Origin of the sequence: Pseudomonas sichuanensis, from assembly GCF_003231305.1 — a bacterium.
Lineage (GTDB): Bacteria > Pseudomonadota > Gammaproteobacteria > Pseudomonadales > Pseudomonadaceae > Aquipseudomonas > Aquipseudomonas sichuanensis.
In genome coordinates this window covers 38006-52051 of sequence record NZ_QKVM01000030.1, presented here as the reverse complement: position 1 = coordinate 52051, position 14046 = coordinate 38006, and the positions used below count along the sequence as shown (strand labels likewise).

20 protein-coding genes are annotated in these 14046 nt (G+C 60.0%); 11 read left to right on the top strand and 9 right to left on the bottom strand.

Going from position 1 to position 14046, the window contains the following annotated elements; genetic code table 11:
- Positions 1-23: 23 nt before the first annotated feature.
- From DM373_RS28760 to DM373_RS28750, 3 genes are all read left to right on the top strand, one after another.
- The gene (locus tag DM373_RS28760; RefSeq protein ID WP_157966849.1) at positions 24-875 is read left to right on the top strand and encodes a hypothetical protein; all 852 of its coding nucleotides are present in this window, start codon (positions 24-26) and stop codon (positions 873-875) included.
- Positions 872-1213: a hypothetical protein gene (locus DM373_RS28755; RefSeq protein WP_157966848.1), complete on the top strand. Its 342-nt coding sequence runs from the start codon at positions 872-874 to the stop codon at positions 1211-1213. Before DM373_RS28760 ends, DM373_RS28755 begins: the two co-directional genes overlap by 4 nt.
- 76 nt (positions 1214-1289) lie before the next feature.
- Entirely contained in the window at positions 1290-1454 is a 165-nt protein-coding gene (locus DM373_RS28750; RefSeq protein ID WP_157966847.1) for a hypothetical protein, read from the top strand.
- Positions 1455-1580: 126 nt separating this feature from the next.
- On the opposite strand, the gene DM373_RS16680 is transcribed toward DM373_RS28750, so the two are convergent.
- Positions 1581-3968 carry a spermine/spermidine synthase domain-containing protein gene (locus DM373_RS16680; RefSeq protein WP_110994630.1) on the bottom strand — a complete coding sequence of 796 codons (2388 nt, stop codon included), beginning with the start codon at positions 3966-3968 and terminating at the stop codon, positions 1581-1583.
- Between the two features lie 164 nt (positions 3969-4132).
- On the opposite strand from DM373_RS16680, the gene DM373_RS16675 reads away from it, so the two are divergent.
- The 5 genes from DM373_RS16675 to DM373_RS16655 all read left to right on the top strand — a co-directional run bounded on the left by DM373_RS16675 (position 4133) and on the right by DM373_RS16655 (position 6159).
- The gene (locus DM373_RS16675) at positions 4133-4762 is read left to right on the top strand and encodes a glycoside hydrolase family 19 protein (RefSeq protein WP_110994629.1); all 630 of its coding nucleotides are present in this window, start codon (positions 4133-4135) and stop codon (positions 4760-4762) included.
- Positions 4759-5256, top strand: a complete 498-nt coding sequence (locus DM373_RS16670) for a DUF2514 domain-containing protein (protein WP_110994628.1) — start codon at positions 4759-4761, stop codon at positions 5254-5256. Before DM373_RS16675 ends, DM373_RS16670 begins: the two co-directional genes overlap by 4 nt.
- 13 nt (positions 5257-5269) lie before the next feature.
- Positions 5270-5479: a hypothetical protein gene (locus tag DM373_RS16665; protein ID WP_244215087.1), complete on the top strand. Its 210-nt coding sequence runs from the start codon at positions 5270-5272 to the stop codon at positions 5477-5479.
- A gap of 79 nt (positions 5480-5558) precedes the next feature.
- Positions 5559-5852 carry a hypothetical protein gene (locus tag DM373_RS16660; RefSeq protein WP_110994627.1) on the top strand — a complete coding sequence of 98 codons (294 nt, stop codon included), beginning with the start codon at positions 5559-5561 and terminating at the stop codon, positions 5850-5852.
- A complete protein-coding gene (locus DM373_RS16655) occupies positions 5845-6159 on the top strand; it encodes a hypothetical protein (RefSeq protein WP_244215086.1) in 315 nt (104 codons plus the stop codon). Before DM373_RS16660 ends, DM373_RS16655 begins: the two co-directional genes overlap by 8 nt.
- A 495-nt stretch (positions 6160-6654) precedes the next feature.
- On the opposite strand, the gene DM373_RS16645 is transcribed toward DM373_RS16655, so the two are convergent.
- The 3 genes from DM373_RS16645 to DM373_RS16635 all read right to left on the bottom strand — a co-directional run bounded on the left by DM373_RS16645 (position 6655) and on the right by DM373_RS16635 (position 7754).
- Complete coding sequence (locus tag DM373_RS16645) at positions 6655-6924, bottom strand: DUF2388 domain-containing protein (protein ID WP_244215085.1); 270 nt, start codon at positions 6922-6924, stop codon at positions 6655-6657.
- 201 nt (positions 6925-7125) lie between these two features.
- Positions 7126-7308, bottom strand: coding sequence for a hypothetical protein (locus tag DM373_RS16640; RefSeq protein WP_110994625.1), 183 nt, complete (start codon positions 7306-7308; stop codon positions 7126-7128).
- Between the two features lie 101 nt (positions 7309-7409).
- Positions 7410-7754: a hypothetical protein gene (locus DM373_RS16635; protein ID WP_110994624.1), complete on the bottom strand. Its 345-nt coding sequence runs from the start codon at positions 7752-7754 to the stop codon at positions 7410-7412.
- Positions 7755-7916: 162 nt separating this feature from the next.
- Here DM373_RS16635 and DM373_RS16630 point away from each other — a divergent pair, with 162 nt between their 5' ends.
- Positions 7917-8738: a shikimate 5-dehydrogenase gene (locus DM373_RS16630; protein ID WP_110994623.1), complete on the top strand. Its 822-nt coding sequence runs from the start codon at positions 7917-7919 to the stop codon at positions 8736-8738.
- A 134-nt stretch (positions 8739-8872) separates the two neighbouring features.
- Here DM373_RS16630 and DM373_RS16625 read toward each other — a convergent pair whose 3' ends face one another.
- The 4 genes from DM373_RS16625 to DM373_RS29430 form a co-directional block, all read right to left on the bottom strand.
- Positions 8873-9115: a hypothetical protein gene (locus tag DM373_RS16625; RefSeq protein WP_110994622.1), complete on the bottom strand. Its 243-nt coding sequence runs from the start codon at positions 9113-9115 to the stop codon at positions 8873-8875.
- 94 nt (positions 9116-9209) lie between these two features.
- Positions 9210-9737 (bottom strand): lactoylglutathione lyase, encoded by a 528-nt coding sequence (gloA, locus tag DM373_RS16620; protein WP_110994621.1) that lies wholly within the window; start codon positions 9735-9737, stop codon positions 9210-9212.
- A gap of 205 nt (positions 9738-9942) precedes the next feature.
- Positions 9943-10302 carry a histone-like nucleoid-structuring protein, MvaT/MvaU family gene (locus tag DM373_RS16615; protein WP_110994653.1) on the bottom strand — a complete coding sequence of 120 codons (360 nt, stop codon included), beginning with the start codon at positions 10300-10302 and terminating at the stop codon, positions 9943-9945.
- A gap of 235 nt (positions 10303-10537) precedes the next feature.
- Positions 10538-10660: a hypothetical protein gene (locus tag DM373_RS29430; protein ID WP_267285395.1), complete on the bottom strand. Its 123-nt coding sequence runs from the start codon at positions 10658-10660 to the stop codon at positions 10538-10540.
- Between DM373_RS29430 and DM373_RS16610 the strand changes: the two genes are divergently transcribed.
- Positions 10659-11948, top strand: coding sequence for an OprD family porin (locus DM373_RS16610; RefSeq protein WP_110994620.1), 1290 nt, complete (start codon positions 10659-10661; stop codon positions 11946-11948). The genes DM373_RS29430 and DM373_RS16610 overlap by 2 nt on opposite strands.
- A gap of 71 nt (positions 11949-12019) precedes the next feature.
- Positions 12020-12769 carry a precorrin-6A synthase (deacetylating) gene (gene cobF / locus DM373_RS16605; RefSeq protein ID WP_110994652.1) on the top strand — a complete coding sequence of 250 codons (750 nt, stop codon included), beginning with the start codon at positions 12020-12022 and terminating at the stop codon, positions 12767-12769.
- 30 nt (positions 12770-12799) lie between these two features.
- Here cobF and DM373_RS16600 read toward each other — a convergent pair whose 3' ends face one another.
- Complete coding sequence (locus DM373_RS16600; protein ID WP_110994619.1) at positions 12800-14014, bottom strand: glycosyltransferase; 1215 nt, start codon at positions 14012-14014, stop codon at positions 12800-12802.
- Positions 14015-14046: the final 32 nt, after the last annotated feature.

Genomic DNA, 14046 nt, shown 5'->3' with positions numbered 1-14046 from the left:
GCGTGATTGGTTGAAGTGGGAGGGTGCTGGCGGGCATCGCCGGAGGGTCAGGCTTTGATAGGCCAGTCCATGCCGTCATCAGCGGCGGCATAGCTGATCTCGAAGGCAAGGTAGCTGCCATCTTCGAAGTAGAAGGTTTTATGTTTTTCGGTGACTTGGCGACGGGTGATCATCTGGCCTTTCTGTCGTCATTGCTGGAAGGCGCAGGATTGACTGCGAATGGCGATGTAGACAAAGTAGGTGCCTCGCAGTACTACAGCGCACTTATTCAAATCATATCGTCTCGTGCTACCGACTACTTAAATACTACCCGTATTGACGTCGTCTCTTCATCAAATGTAAATCTTTCGACTCTTGCTCCGAACACGCGTCACATAAACATTACCGGAAGCTCTAGCATTGCAGGATTCACTTTGCCGGCTGACTCTTGCTACTTTGTTCGTTTTGCCGGGCCCCTCACCCTGACGAACAGCGCATCGCTTGTCACCCAAAGCGGAGCGAACATCACTACTGCTGCTGGCGATACCTGCGTAATTCGAGCAACGGCAGCGAATGTTGTAGAGGTGCTGTGCTATGCGCGCGCAAGCACAGGAACATGGAAGAACATGCTTGCATCCCGGTTGCCTGCCACCAACTACACAAACCCTTACAGTCACGACATAGAAATCGCGGTTGTAACTGGTGATTCATCAGGAAACTCGGCAGGGCTTTCCGTGCTGATTGACGGGCAGGCAGTGTTCAGTCCCTTAGGCGGGGCATCCAGCGGAGCCTTACCAAGGGTTGGTGTCACCATTACAATTCCCGCGTTTTCCACGTATCGGGTTGAAATTGACGGGCTTGATACATTGCGCACTTGGTGGGAGAGACGACCATGACTCAGTTGTTTTATCGACACAGTAAATCTGGTGAGGTTTACTGCTATGACTGCGAGCAGCATCGTGAGCTATTTGGGTCCGACGAACTTGTGCTGATGGACGCCAACGAAGTGCGCGCTCACCTAGATCCGCCAAAGCGGGCTCCATCCCGTGCCGATGTGGAGCGGGCTCGCTTGGTCGCATATGCGGACCCGATAAATGGGAGCGATAGATTCAAAATAGAGGCTGATGCTGAACGCTTATCAGGTAATGATGAGGCAGCTCAATACGCTGAGCAAAAGTGGCTGCGCCGTCGTGCGGAAATTTCCGCGAAGTACCCATGGGAAGAATCAGAATGAAATGCTGAACCATTGTTGGCGGAACCAAAATAGCGTCCAGAACCGGCTATTAGACGGTTTTTGCCTGGAGAAAAGCATGGCTCGTATTTCCGACTCTATGGCGGCCAGCAAGAACACGCTCGCCTTCCTCAGCGTGCTGGCCGGGTCAGAAGGTGCCTCGAACAACCGCGCCGCCATGGTGCCTCACGACGCGCTGAGCGCGCTGACCAACGAGGATTGGGGGATTGGCGAACTTCTCTGATTAAATCCACGGAATCGAGGTGAACTGCGAGATGGCGAATTCCACCAGCGTGAGCGGAACCTAATATTTGCAGGAGATATTGTCAGGGGGAATAAAGCGGCCGCTATTTCAGCGGCCGCATTACATTTAATTGGAGCGGACGGGGACAGCCTGGGAGTATGGTTTGAAGTCGATGTCCCAGAAGTTTACTCGTGGAGAGTTCCAAACTCTAAACAGTTGGCGTAGCCAGTAGTATTCGAATGTCGGGCGGTCATCGGTATTCGCATCAGTGCGAAGCTCGTCTGGCACGGAAGTAAATGCTGCCACCTGAAGCTCAGTTCTGGGCTTAGTCATTACAGGAGGCCTTCCAGGCAATTCAGTGTTCCATGCACCCTTGATGTCTTCACTGACGACTGCGGATTTAGGCACCGACATATCACCGTTTTTGAAGTACATGTGGTAGTAACCTGTCCACATTGCGTTATGGAAAACCTTAAGTCCGTCAGTTAGGTGGCCAGTCAATGGGCGCGTACTTAGGTATCCGCCTGGAGCAAGGAGTTTCTTCTCTTCAAGGAAAAACTCTTCGGTGAATAAATTTCCACCGCCAGCATGCCACGGCTCATTGATCTTGTTCTGGATTAAATCATACTTCTCGCCGCGCTTAATGGCTGATTGTACGAAGCGCCTTCCATCTGCTATGACAATTTCAACTCGAGGATCACTGAAAATTCGGCTTGATGATGTTTTCGTATGCTTTTTAACTGCTTCGACAACTTCTGCCGACAAGTCCACCACGGTGATCTTCTCAATGAATGGCAGATCTAGCATTGCGTCGATCAAATAAGCATGTCCGATTCCGATTACCAGAACGTTTTTTGGTCTGAATGATGGGTCCAAAGCCATCAGGTCCGTATGATTCCATCGCCATGCCTCATATGAGTCGGTCGGCGCAGGATCGGCATTGAGAGCGGAAGCCGAAGCAGTACGGTTTACGTCTACGATGGTGTAGAACCGTGATGTTGGGACAACAGTTGCTACCCCGGTTCGACCTTCAAAGACTTCCGCAACCTGGTAATTCCCGAACTTAAATGAACTGTAGTAATCGCGAGGCATCAAAGCGGCAGCGATGACGCCGATCACCAACAGGCTATAAGCGTGGAAACCTAAACGGCTCGCGCGGTTGCCGACGATAACAAGCAGCGCCCCTAGCCCAACAATTATGACTGTCGAGAGCGCGCTCAGGCCTGTACCTAAGTTAGGTAGCAGGAAAATTCCGCAGGCGAAGGCACCGATGACGTTACCCGTGGTGTACAGGGTATAGATGCGCGCAAAGCGATTGCCCGCATCCTCAATGCGTTGCGTGATTAGTCTGAACATGACCGGGAACAATCCTGACCATGCTATGACTGAAACCATCATTCCAGCGGAAAACAGGAATACTGTGATAGGTGATGGGTCGCCAATCAGGTGCGCAAATTCCGGCGCGACGAGTTGGCCATTGAAGCTGGAGAAGCGAAGGGCGTGTATATGGGCGGCCCATTCTGGCGGGAGCCGTAATGCAGCCAGCAGCAGTACGGAGCCTGCCGCGAAAAGACCCGCAATGACTAAAGGGAGACGGGTACTGTAGCGGTCCGCCAGTTGTCCGCCGACCCATTGCCCTAAGGACATCAAGCACAGGTATGCGCAGAGCAATACAGGGAAGACAATTGTTGACAGCGTCAGGTAATTGGAAAGAACCCGAAAGAAAATTACCTGGATCGCTAACGTGCCAAATCCGAACAGGACAGCCGCCACTGCAGCGGTCAGTGGAACTCTTGCCGGTTTGGTAGAAGGCGTAGCAACGCTATCTGCGCTGCCGCCCATAGGGAGCAAGCGAAGGCCCTGTATGGCTATGGCTGCTGCAAGGACGTTTGCTGCTGCTGCGAAGAATGTTGTTCCGCTGAGACCGAATAGCTCAATGAGAATGAGGCCTGTTAGTAGCGATCCAGCTGCAGCTCCTGCGATATTCCAGCCATAAAGGACGCCTACAGTACGGCCGACATTCGAAAGGCTCTCTTTTGCCACGTGAACAATTAATGGCGTAGTCAGACCCATGCCGATGATAGGTATCGATAACAGGCCGAGGTTGAGCAAGAAGTCTGCGGTTAAAGAGTCACCAGTCATTGCGCCAACGCTAGCATTGACGGACCGCAACAGTGGGATAGAAACAATGCCATAAATAGCGACCAGTATTTCTATGGTTGCATAAATCCTGAGCGCTTTGGCCTGGGACCTGGCAACCAAGAACTTTGCAAGTTCCGATCCGATGCCGAGGCAAATCATGAAAATGGTGACTACCAGCACCATAGAAATCGCATCAGATCCAATGATCTGGGTCATCACTCGCTGCCAGGCCACTTGGTAAGCCAGCGCTGCACAGCCTGAAAGTCCGAGAGCTAAGGCGAAACGATTCCTGGTTTTGCACTGAGCAGACTGCTCGGCAAATTCGTGTGCGGCGCCTTCTGGAGCTGCACGACTGCTGACATTGCCAGCCATATATCTACCTCGATCTTGTCCATGATGTGCGGGAAAAACGCGCGGATTATATATGACGAGCTCGTTGCGTCACCAATAAGATGCAGCTTCGCCCGTCACGCCCTGCCTCATCGCCATGAGTCGTAACCCAACCGCTATTTGGCGGTTTCTATCTGGAAAAAAGCATGACTCCTCTCACCGAGCAGCAGCTGCTGCAGATCCTCCCCAAAGCCCGCCCGGTAGCGGGCGTTTTTTTGCCTGCACTGAACCGCGCCGCACTGCGCTGGAAGATCGATAGCCGGGTGCGCATGGCTGCTTTCCTGGCCCAGGTCGGCCATGAGTCTGGCCAGCTGCGCAACCTGGTCGAGAACCTAAACTACAGCGCCGAGGCCCTGGTGCGCACCTGGCCAAGCCGATTCACCGCGCAGACCGCCGGCGCCTACGCTCGGCAGCCGGAAAAGATCGCCAACTGCGTTTACGCCGGCCGGATGGGCAATGGCCCCGAGTCCTCGGGTGACGGTTGGCGGTACCGGGGCCGTGGGCTGATCCAGCTCACTGGCCGCGACAATCACCGGGGCGCCGGCCTGGCCCTGGGCCTGCCGCTGGTGGAGCAGCCCGAACTGCTCGAGCAGGCCGAGCATGCCGCCCAGTCGGCGGCGTGGTGGTGGGCAAAGCACGGCATGAACGAGCTGGCCGATGCCGGACGCATCCAGGACATCGGCAGCGTGATCAACACCGGCCAGCCTGGCCGGGTGCCGCATGGGGCCGCAGAGCGTAAGGCGCTGTATGACCTGGCGCTAAAGGTGCTGGCGTGAACGGCCTGGGCGTGCGCGTCATCGCGCTGCTACTGGTGGTGGCGTCCTACTTGGGTGCCTACGAGCACGGCCGGTCTGTTGAGCGTGCAGAGGCTGAGCAGGCATCAGCCAAGCGCGACAGCGGCGATCGCCTGGCCGAAGTGCTGGGCGAGCGTGACGCCCGGAAAGAAGAGAATCGCCGCGAGACGGCCAAGGAAGAGGTGAGGGCGCATGCGCAGGAACAACGAACGATTGCTGATGCTGATGCTGCCAGCGCTGATGCTGCTGGCCAGCGGTTGCGCGACGAAGCTGCCAGTTTCGCCGCCGCCGTTAGTTGCACCGCCACGGATCCCGCCGCTGTCGCCAGAGGCGAGGCAGCCACCCGCGCCGCCATGGTGCTCTCCGACCTGCTCGAGCGGGCTGTCGATACGAATCGAGAGCTGGCGAAGGCTTATGACCGAGCCCGAATAGCGGGGCTGACCTGCGAGGCGTCCTATACTGCCCTGGTCGAATGACTGGAACTGAGCCGTGAAGCGCAGCCTAGAAAAAGTGCTCATGCCGGACTCTCCGCAAATGCAGCAGGCAGTCGAGGCCATGAGGCTTTACCACGAAGCGAGGGATCTTGGCGCTCCGCCTGCAGAGGTTGAGCGCCTGAGGATCCTGGCCGAGTCGCTGTTCCAGGCCATTATCGACTACCAGTTGCAAGTGCTCGGCGGACCTGGTTACACCAGCCACTGACAGGGTGCCGCCGGTCGGGCGTTGCCTGAGATGAGGTCGCTCTATACGATACTGTGTTTTTATACAGTATTGGTGCCCTATGTACTTCAACCTCGTTCGTCGACGGGAGCGCGGTATTGCTATCCCGGCCGACCAGATGCGCAAGGCCCAGTCATTCAGGGCTGACATTCAGATCGGCGAGCATCACAGCCAAGTGCTTGGCCGGGTCACCACCCAGGCCACGGTGTTCAATCACACGCCTGGCCCGGACATTATCCCTCCGCTGCTCGATGCGAAAGTGACTGGCATGGCCACGCTCGGGATGAACATCACCGGCGTGGAGGAAATCGACGGCGTTCTGTACGCGCAGTCCTGGTGGTGCCGTGTTGAGTAAGCGCACAGCCATTCAGCTCCCAGCGGCCTGGCTGGATGAGCTTAACGACCAGTCGGCCCTGATCACAGATCCTGACGGGCGCGCTGCTGTGCTGTGCGAGATGGCCTATGCCGCCCACCGCCGCCGCGAGATCGACAGCGGTGAGCTTTCCGAGATGCTGGAATTTGCCGAGGCCGCACGTGAGTGGGCGCTGCTCGAGCATGAGGAGGCCTTTCACATCGGGCTGTTTCAGTATGAATCTGCTGCTGAGTGGGAGAGGGACGAGCCAGGACGGATCGTGGTCGGCGGAGCGCCGGGAGAGGGGTGAGGCGGGTGCTTCCAGCCGTCAGCAAAAGCGCTGGATGGACGTACAGCCGGCTCGTACCATTTTTTGTACCAATGGCTGTGTTTTGGAGGGTGATGCAGTGTTGCTATGAGGGCTGGAAGGCCCGTAAACACGGGCTTTCCTCACTCTCCAAAACTCGCCAAAACTCAAAAAACATCTGTGGAGTATGGCTTAAAGGCTGTCGAATGCCTTATATCCAAAGGGCGCAAGGTGAACGAAATTTAATCCTGTACCCATTACGTTCTCTTCCAGCTTCGCTAATTCGGACCAATCTCTGACGGAGTTTAACCACCTCGCATGGGGTGAACAGCCCCTGAACCGCGTGACCGAGCTGGCCGGCGATGAGCGCGGGTTCATTGGATTTGGTCATGCACTGAAGCTCAGCGAAAACCGGAAAACACTGCTGGCGTACTGCTGTGTCGCTGTCGAGTGGCTTGTATCCAAAGTGCGCAACGCGTGGTTGTTTGATCCTGCACGTCAGTATGTCGTTACGATCGCCAAGGCCAACTGCTGGTCATTCATCAGCGGTGCGGGGGCGTTTTCATGGTAATGGCGCACTGCCTGTTCGAACTGTGCGCCGCGAATTTTCCCGCCCGAACCGATGAAGGCCAGAGCATCCGACTTGGCGGACTTGAAGATCTCGGGGATCAGCGTCGTCAGCCCGGTGGTTCCCGCAACAAGGATCGACGGCGCTATCGTGGTAATGAACAGTGCCTGGTCGAACGGGTTGTCACGGGGTTCTGCCAATGCGCCGCTGCTTGACGATGCAAGGAGCGCGATCGCGCATCCATGCCCTACCGCTTCCCTGCTGTCTGGTTGAAAGGTTGCCACCCTAGCAGGCCTGGTTGCCGCGCAGAAGCCGCCGCTGTTTTGCGCAGGCAAAAAAAGCCCGCCATGAAGGCGGGCGAGGGGACGCTTGGGGGAGCAACGCACAACAACAGATTCGGTTCAGGCAATAAGGCAGCTGTCGAGCAACTGCCCGGCCAGGGTCTCGGCCGAGGAGCGGGTGGTCAACGGGCCGCTGATGGCTTCGCCGTTGCGCACCAGGTACCAGCACGCCAGCTGGCCTTGTGCACGCAGGCTGGCCGGTACGGCGCTGCCGATGACGGACATGATCTGGATCGGGGCCATGGGGGATCTCCTGTGAAACATGGCCCCACATTACGCAGACGCCGCGAAGGTTTGAAATCAATGGCTTCGATAGTGGTCATTGATTTCATCAACTGTGCCGGCTACCAGCGAGGCGGGCCGTAGTAGACCGGCGGCGGGCCGTAATAGCGGCGATACACCGGTGGCGGCGGTGCCGGTACATACTGTTCGACCACGTAGGGTTGGTAGTACACGGGGGGTGGCGGTGCCTGCACATACACCGGTGGCGGTGGGTAATAGGCGGGCTGGCGCTCGACGTAGACGGTACGGTCATGCCCACCGCTGACGGCTGCCCCGACCACCGCGCCCACCACGGCAGCGCCGATCACCGGCCCCGGGCCATACCAGCCGCCACCGTGGGCGGACGCCTGCCCGCTGACGGCCAGCGCGCCGACCAGCAGGGCGATACCGGGGATGAAACGCTTCATGGTCAATCCTCGCAAGACAACCCCACGCTTGGGGCCTGATTACTATGACCGCAGTCAGGGTCAAGTGAGCGCAGGGGAAGGGTAAAGGTTGTGTAAGGGGCGACAGGCGGCTGCCTCTGTTACGCTCAGTCAATCGTTTCAGCAGCCTAGACAGGAGCGGCAATGATCCTATCCCCCAGCAGCGCCACCGTATTGTGCATTTCCCTGGCCGGACGCCCCGGTACCTTCGGCGTGCGTTTCCACAATCACCTCTACCAGCAGCTCGGGCTGGACTACTACTACAAGGCCATGACCACCCAGGACCTGCCTGCCGCGGTGGCCGGCATCCGCGCCCTGGGCATTCGCGGCTGCGGTGTGTCGATGCCGTACAAGGAGGCATGCATGGCGCTGGTGGATGAGGTTGATCCGTCTGCGCTGGCGATCGAGTCGGTCAACACGCTGGTCAACACCGACGGTCACCTGAAGGCCTACAACACCGACTATCTGGCGGTACGCCAGCTGCTGCAGGGCCACCAGGTCGACCCAGGCACCGGCTTTGCCTTGCGCGGCAGCGGCGGCATGGCCAAGGCGGTGGCCAGTGCGCTACGTGATGCGGGCTTTGCCGACGGCACCATCGTCGCCCGCAACGAACAGGCCGGGCGGCACCTGGCGGATGTCTGTGGCTATCGTTGGTTGCCCGAGCTGGGCGATCTGTGCCCGCCGATGCTGGTCAATGTCACGCCGATCGGCATGGCTGGCGGGCCAGAGGCCGATCAGCTGGCGTTTGCGGAACATGCGATAGCCGCGGCCGAGCGGGTGTTCGACGTGGTGGCGATGCCTGCGCGCACACCGCTGATCCAACGGGCGCAAGCGCTGGGCAAGCCGGTGATCACCGGGCTTGAGGTGATTGCCCTGCAGGCGCTGGAGCAGTTCGTGCTGTACACCGGGGTGCGGCCGACGGACGAGCAGGTGGCGGCGGCGGTTGCGTTCGCCCAGGGTGGCTGAACTCAGCGGGGCGGCCGATCGCCGGCAAGCCGGCTCCCACAGGATTGCGCATGGTTTGAAGTAGCGCGGTCGGCGCAGGAGCGGCCTCGTGTCGCGAAAGAGCCGCTCCTACAGTGGGCGTGCATACGGTGGGCTCAAAATACTTTGTGCCCGTCATCCAGCTGATGGTCCACCAGTGCCCGGCCATGGGCTAGCGACACATGCTGGGCGTTCTCCAGGTCGGCGAAGAATTTCATCGGCATCGACAGGCGCTTGCTGGTATGCCCGCCTGGGTCGGTAATCAGGCAGCCGGCGGCATAGGGCAGGGGGGAATCGGGGTGGGGCATCACACTGGCGGTGATGGTGTGGTCGCGGTATTCACAGTGAAGGGTTTGCATCGTCCTTACCTCGCTGTGGCTATGGAAGGGTTACTTCCATATACCACGGCAAGGGGCCGAGAGTTCCCGGCCCGACGAGCGCGAGCGCCGTCTGTCAGTCTTTCAGCGCGGTCGGCTGGATGACTTCGACCCAGTAACCGTCCGGGTCCTTGACGAAGGCCAGGTGGTTCATGCGGCCATCGGCCAGGCGTTTCTGGAAGGGCACGTCCAGCGCTTCGAAACGCGCGCAGGCTTCGCGTACGTCCGGCACCGAAATGCAGATGTGGCCAAATCCACGCGGGTCGGTGTTGCCGTTGTGGTAGGCGAACTCAGGGTCGTTCTCGGTGCCGTGGTTGTGGGTCAGTTCGAGCACGCCAGGGATCGATTTCATCCACTGGTGGCGCTCGGCGTCGTCGGCAGGGATCTGCGCCGGGTCGACCAGGGCCAGGAAATACAGGCTGAAGGCCGCTTCCGGGAAGTCGCGCTTGTCCACTAGGCGAAAGCCCAGCACACGGGTGTAGAAGTCCAGCGATTTCTCGATGTCCTTGACCCGCAGCATGGTGTGGTTGAAGACGAACTGGGCAGTGGCGGTGTCTGGCTGGGCGGTGACGCCGGGCAGGGTGTTCAGATCATGCAGGCTCATGGGGGCTCCAGAATCAGGCCTAAAAACAGACGGGCATGATACGGCAGTCAGCCTCGAGCGCAAACGAAAGCGCCCTGCACGAGTGCAGGGCGCCGGAATTAGAGGCCCGCATGTGCGGGCGCGTGATGGGGTCGCTAGTCCTTTAGCTGGTTCGATACTGTTACAGCGCTTGTGAAAAATGTGTGAAGCCGGTGTCGGCATTTCATCAGCGAACCCAGCTTTCCACGGTCTGCGCCCCGTACTGTTCTTTCCATGCTTTCAGCCCACGGTGGTTGCCGCCTTTGGTCTCGATCAGCTCGCCGGTGTGGGGGTTCTCGTACACCTTCACCACGCGGGGGCGGCGTTGCTGTTTGGCGGCAACTGCCGGGCCCCGCGCGGTCGCCTTGGGGTCGAGAATGGCGATGATGTCGCGCAGGCTCTTGTCATAGCTTTTCATCAGGCCGACTAGTTTCTGCTCGAATTCGATTTCGCGTTTGAGGCCGGCATCCTTTTTCAGCGCTTCCAGTTGTGCCATCTGTTCCTGTAGCGCTTTTTCGGCAGCACGAAACTCTGCAAGTCTGGACACTGTCATCACTCCTGTAAGTCTGCCGTGGCATGGCGTAACGAACATGGAAGTCACACTAGACGCCGGCCACGCGGGTGGGTATTGCTGTTCGCTGTTAGTGAGTGTAGTAGTCGCGGGCAGGGGGGTAAACAGTAAACTTTCAATTCATTATCCGGGAACTTTGCCGGTTTTTCGCAACCGCTTTGAAACTGCTTCACCGGCTGCTCTTGGCTGCGCTAGACCATGGTCCAATGGCTCATTCCAGAGCCTTCGGGGCAAAATTGGCGATGATGGTCGAAATCTGTTCGTTCATCGCGTAGTGCCGGTGCAGGTGGCTGCCCGGATTGTTTTTTGCCTTTCTCTGGATGTTCCCTCGCATGTTTGCCCCTTTTCCTCTCGCCCCCGGGCGCAGTGTTGCCGGCTTGTTCTTGCTGTGCGCCGGTATCAGTGCCCAGGCTGCCGGTTTTGTTGAAGACAGCAGTGCCAAGATCGAAGCCCGCAATGTCTATTTCAACCGCGACTTCCGTGATGGTCACAGCAGTTCCAGCCAGGGCGCGTCGAAGCGCGAAGAATGGGCGCAAGGGTTCATCCTCAATGTCCAGTCCGGTTATACCCAAGGCCCGGTTGGGTTCGGGGTGGATGCCTTGGGGATGGTCGGTTTCAAACTGGATTCCAGCCCGGCCGACAGTAGCAGCGGGCTGCTGCCGTCGTCCGGGCATGACCCGCGCCACTCCGCCGACCAGTACGCCAAGATGGGCATTGCCGGCAAGGTGAAAGTCTCCGATACCGTACTCAAGTACGGTTCGATGATGCCGGACGTACCTCTGCTCAAGTACAACGATGGCCGTTTGTTGCCGACCATGTTCCACGGTGCCTGGCTTACCTCCGAAGAAGTGCGTGACCTCAAGTTCACCCTGGCGCGCCTTAACCAGTACACCGCGCGGGACTCCACCGACCGCCAGGACATCCGCGTGCATTGCAAGAACAAGCGCTATGCCTGCGATATCGAGGCCGACCACTTCGACTTGGGCGGTATCGATTACCGCTTCAACGAACGTGTCAGCGTCCAGTACCAGGTGTCCAAGCTCGAGAATATCTACCGCCAGCACTTCCTCGGCCTGGTTGCCAGCCAGCCGCTGCAGGTGGGTACGCTGTCGGCCGACCTGCGCCTGATCAAGAGCGATGACATCGGCAACGCCCGCGCCGGCAACATCGACCACCGCGCCTTCAGCGGCATGCTCGGCTACAGCCTGGGCGGCCACAAGCTCAGCGCCGGCTGGCAGCGCATGTATGGCGAAAGCGCCATGCCGTACCTCGACGGCACCAACCCGTACCTGGTCAACTACGCCCAGGTCAACGACTTCGCCGCCGCCCAGGAGCGCTCCTGGCAGCTGCGTTACGACTACGACTTCAAGGCCATGGGCGTTCCCGGCCTGACGTTCTTTACCCGCTACATCAACGGCGACAACATCAAGGTGCCGGGCAGCACTGCCGAAGGCAAAGAGTGGGAGCGCGACACCGAGCTCAAGTACCAGGTGCAAAGCGGCACGTTCAAGGACGTCAGCGTGCGCCTGCGCAACTCCACCTACCGCAGCAACTACGAGAAGTGGGCGCGGGACATGGACGAAACGCGGGTGATCGTCAGCTACAACTTCTCGGTGTTCTAAGCCCCCCCCCCCCTTTGCCAAATACCGGTGGTCATCCGAGAATGACCGCCGGTAACCAGGCAGGGCAGGTGATGAAGCAACTTCTGTTGATTGGTATCGGCCCGGGCGACCCGCGCCAGGTCACCTACGAGGCCGTCGAAGCCATGCGCCGCACCACGGTGTTCTTCGTGCTCGACAAGGGGCAGGAGAAGGACGAGCTGGTGGGCCTGCGCAAAACCATCCTCGAACGCTACCTGCCTGATGGTGGCTACCGGCTGGTACAGGTCGCCGACCCACAGCGCGATGCCCAGGCAGCGGACTACGTTGCCGCCGTGCACGATTGGCACGTGCAGCGCGCCGCGTTGTATGCCCGGCTGATCGAGGACGAACTCGGGGCCGATGATGTCGGCGCTTTCCTGCTTTGGGGTGAGCCGGGGTTGTATGACAGCACCTTGCGCATCCTCGAGCTCGTGCGTCAGCGTGGCCTTGCGCTGGGGCTTGAGGTGATTCCCGGCATCAGCAGTATCCAGGCCCTGGCGGCCAGGCATCAGGTTCCTCTCAATCGCATCGGCGAGCCGTTGACCGTGCTGCCGGGCCGTCGCCTGGCTGGGCAGGCGCGGATCGACAATGCGCTGGTGATGCTCGATGGCCAGTGCGCGTTTGCCGCACTGGAGGACCCGCAACTGACGATCTACTGGGGCGCCTACCTGGGCACGGCCGATGAGCTGCTGATTGCCGGGCCGTTGCAACAGGTCAAGGCACAGATTCTCGACGCGCGTGAGCAGGCCCGGCGGCGCAAGGGCTGGATCATGGACACCTACCTGTTGCGCCGCGAACCCTGAGGCCGTGCTGCCTGGTCGTCAAGCAGCGGGTTACCGGCGTTCGCGCCGCAACATAGCCCCGACGAAGTTGTACAGCCGCTGTTCGTGCATATGCACGAGGCTGTGTTCAATACGCCCGAGCAGCACGCTGGCATGCCGCTGGCGGTCGAAGCGTGCCTTGAGCAGCGGCCCGCAGGCGTCCTGCGCCCGCTGCCACTGCGCCGCGTCGCTGTACAGCTGCGCGGCCGCCTTGGCCAGCCCTTCGGCGGTGTCGGCAATGCTGCCCGGCCAGGGTTGCTGCCCTTGTATGCCTTCGGCACCCACCGGCGTGGTCACGCAGGGCGTGCCCTGGCGCAGGGCCTCGAGCAGCGGGCCGTCGATGCCCGCGCCGGAACGCAGTGGCGCCAGATACACGCGGGCGCTGCCCAGCAGCGTCTCGACGCATGCCGCCTCGCCCATCACATGCAAACCCTGCTCCGGCGCATGCAAGGCCATGCTCCTGGCTGACGGGTTGGCGCCGTGGAGGAACAGCTGCGCTTCGGGCAGTTGGCGGCGCAGCACCGGCCAGAGGTTGTGCCTGAGCCACAGCAGCGCATCATGCTGGGCAGGCGAGGCGAAGTCGCCCAGGCACACGAAGTGCTGGCGCTCGGCGAACGGGCGCAGCGGCGTCGCCTGCTCGATCAGTGGCGGGCAGTAATGCAGCAGGTATTCCGGAATGCCAAAGCCGTTGACCACCAGGTCGAGCTCGGCTTGCGAGGTGAGTAGCGTCAGGTCGCAGCGCCACACGGCCGCCAGTTCGCGCTGGGTCAGCTCGGCGGGCGCCATGTGTCGATAGAGGTCCGGGCCGCTGGTGGCGAACAGGGCGCGGAAGTCGTTCGGGTCGAGGCCTTCGATCAGGCGGCGGCGCAGCAGTTGCTGACGCGTCTCGCGCAGGCTTTGCAGGCCGCCGGTGAGCAGCACGCGCAGGGCTTGGGGGATGTGCTGGGTGACCTGGCTGGCGTAGTGCTCTTCGCTGGTGAAACTGCCGAACAGCACTACGTCTGCGGCCTGGCTGGTCAAGAAGGCCTGATCATCAGCGCGGATGTGCTGCTCGATCACGCCAAGTGCCGCCAGGTCGGCCTTGCGCTCGCAGGGTTGGGCCGAGCTGGCGAAGGTGACTTGCCAGCCGCCGGCCAGGAAGGCTTGGAGAATCTGCTGCAGGTGCTGGCCGGCGCTGCAGGCCTGTTGTTCGGGCCAGCGGTGGCTGAGGACCAGGAGATGGGGCATGGGGGAGGGCCTTGGGGCAAAGGGCGCTATTT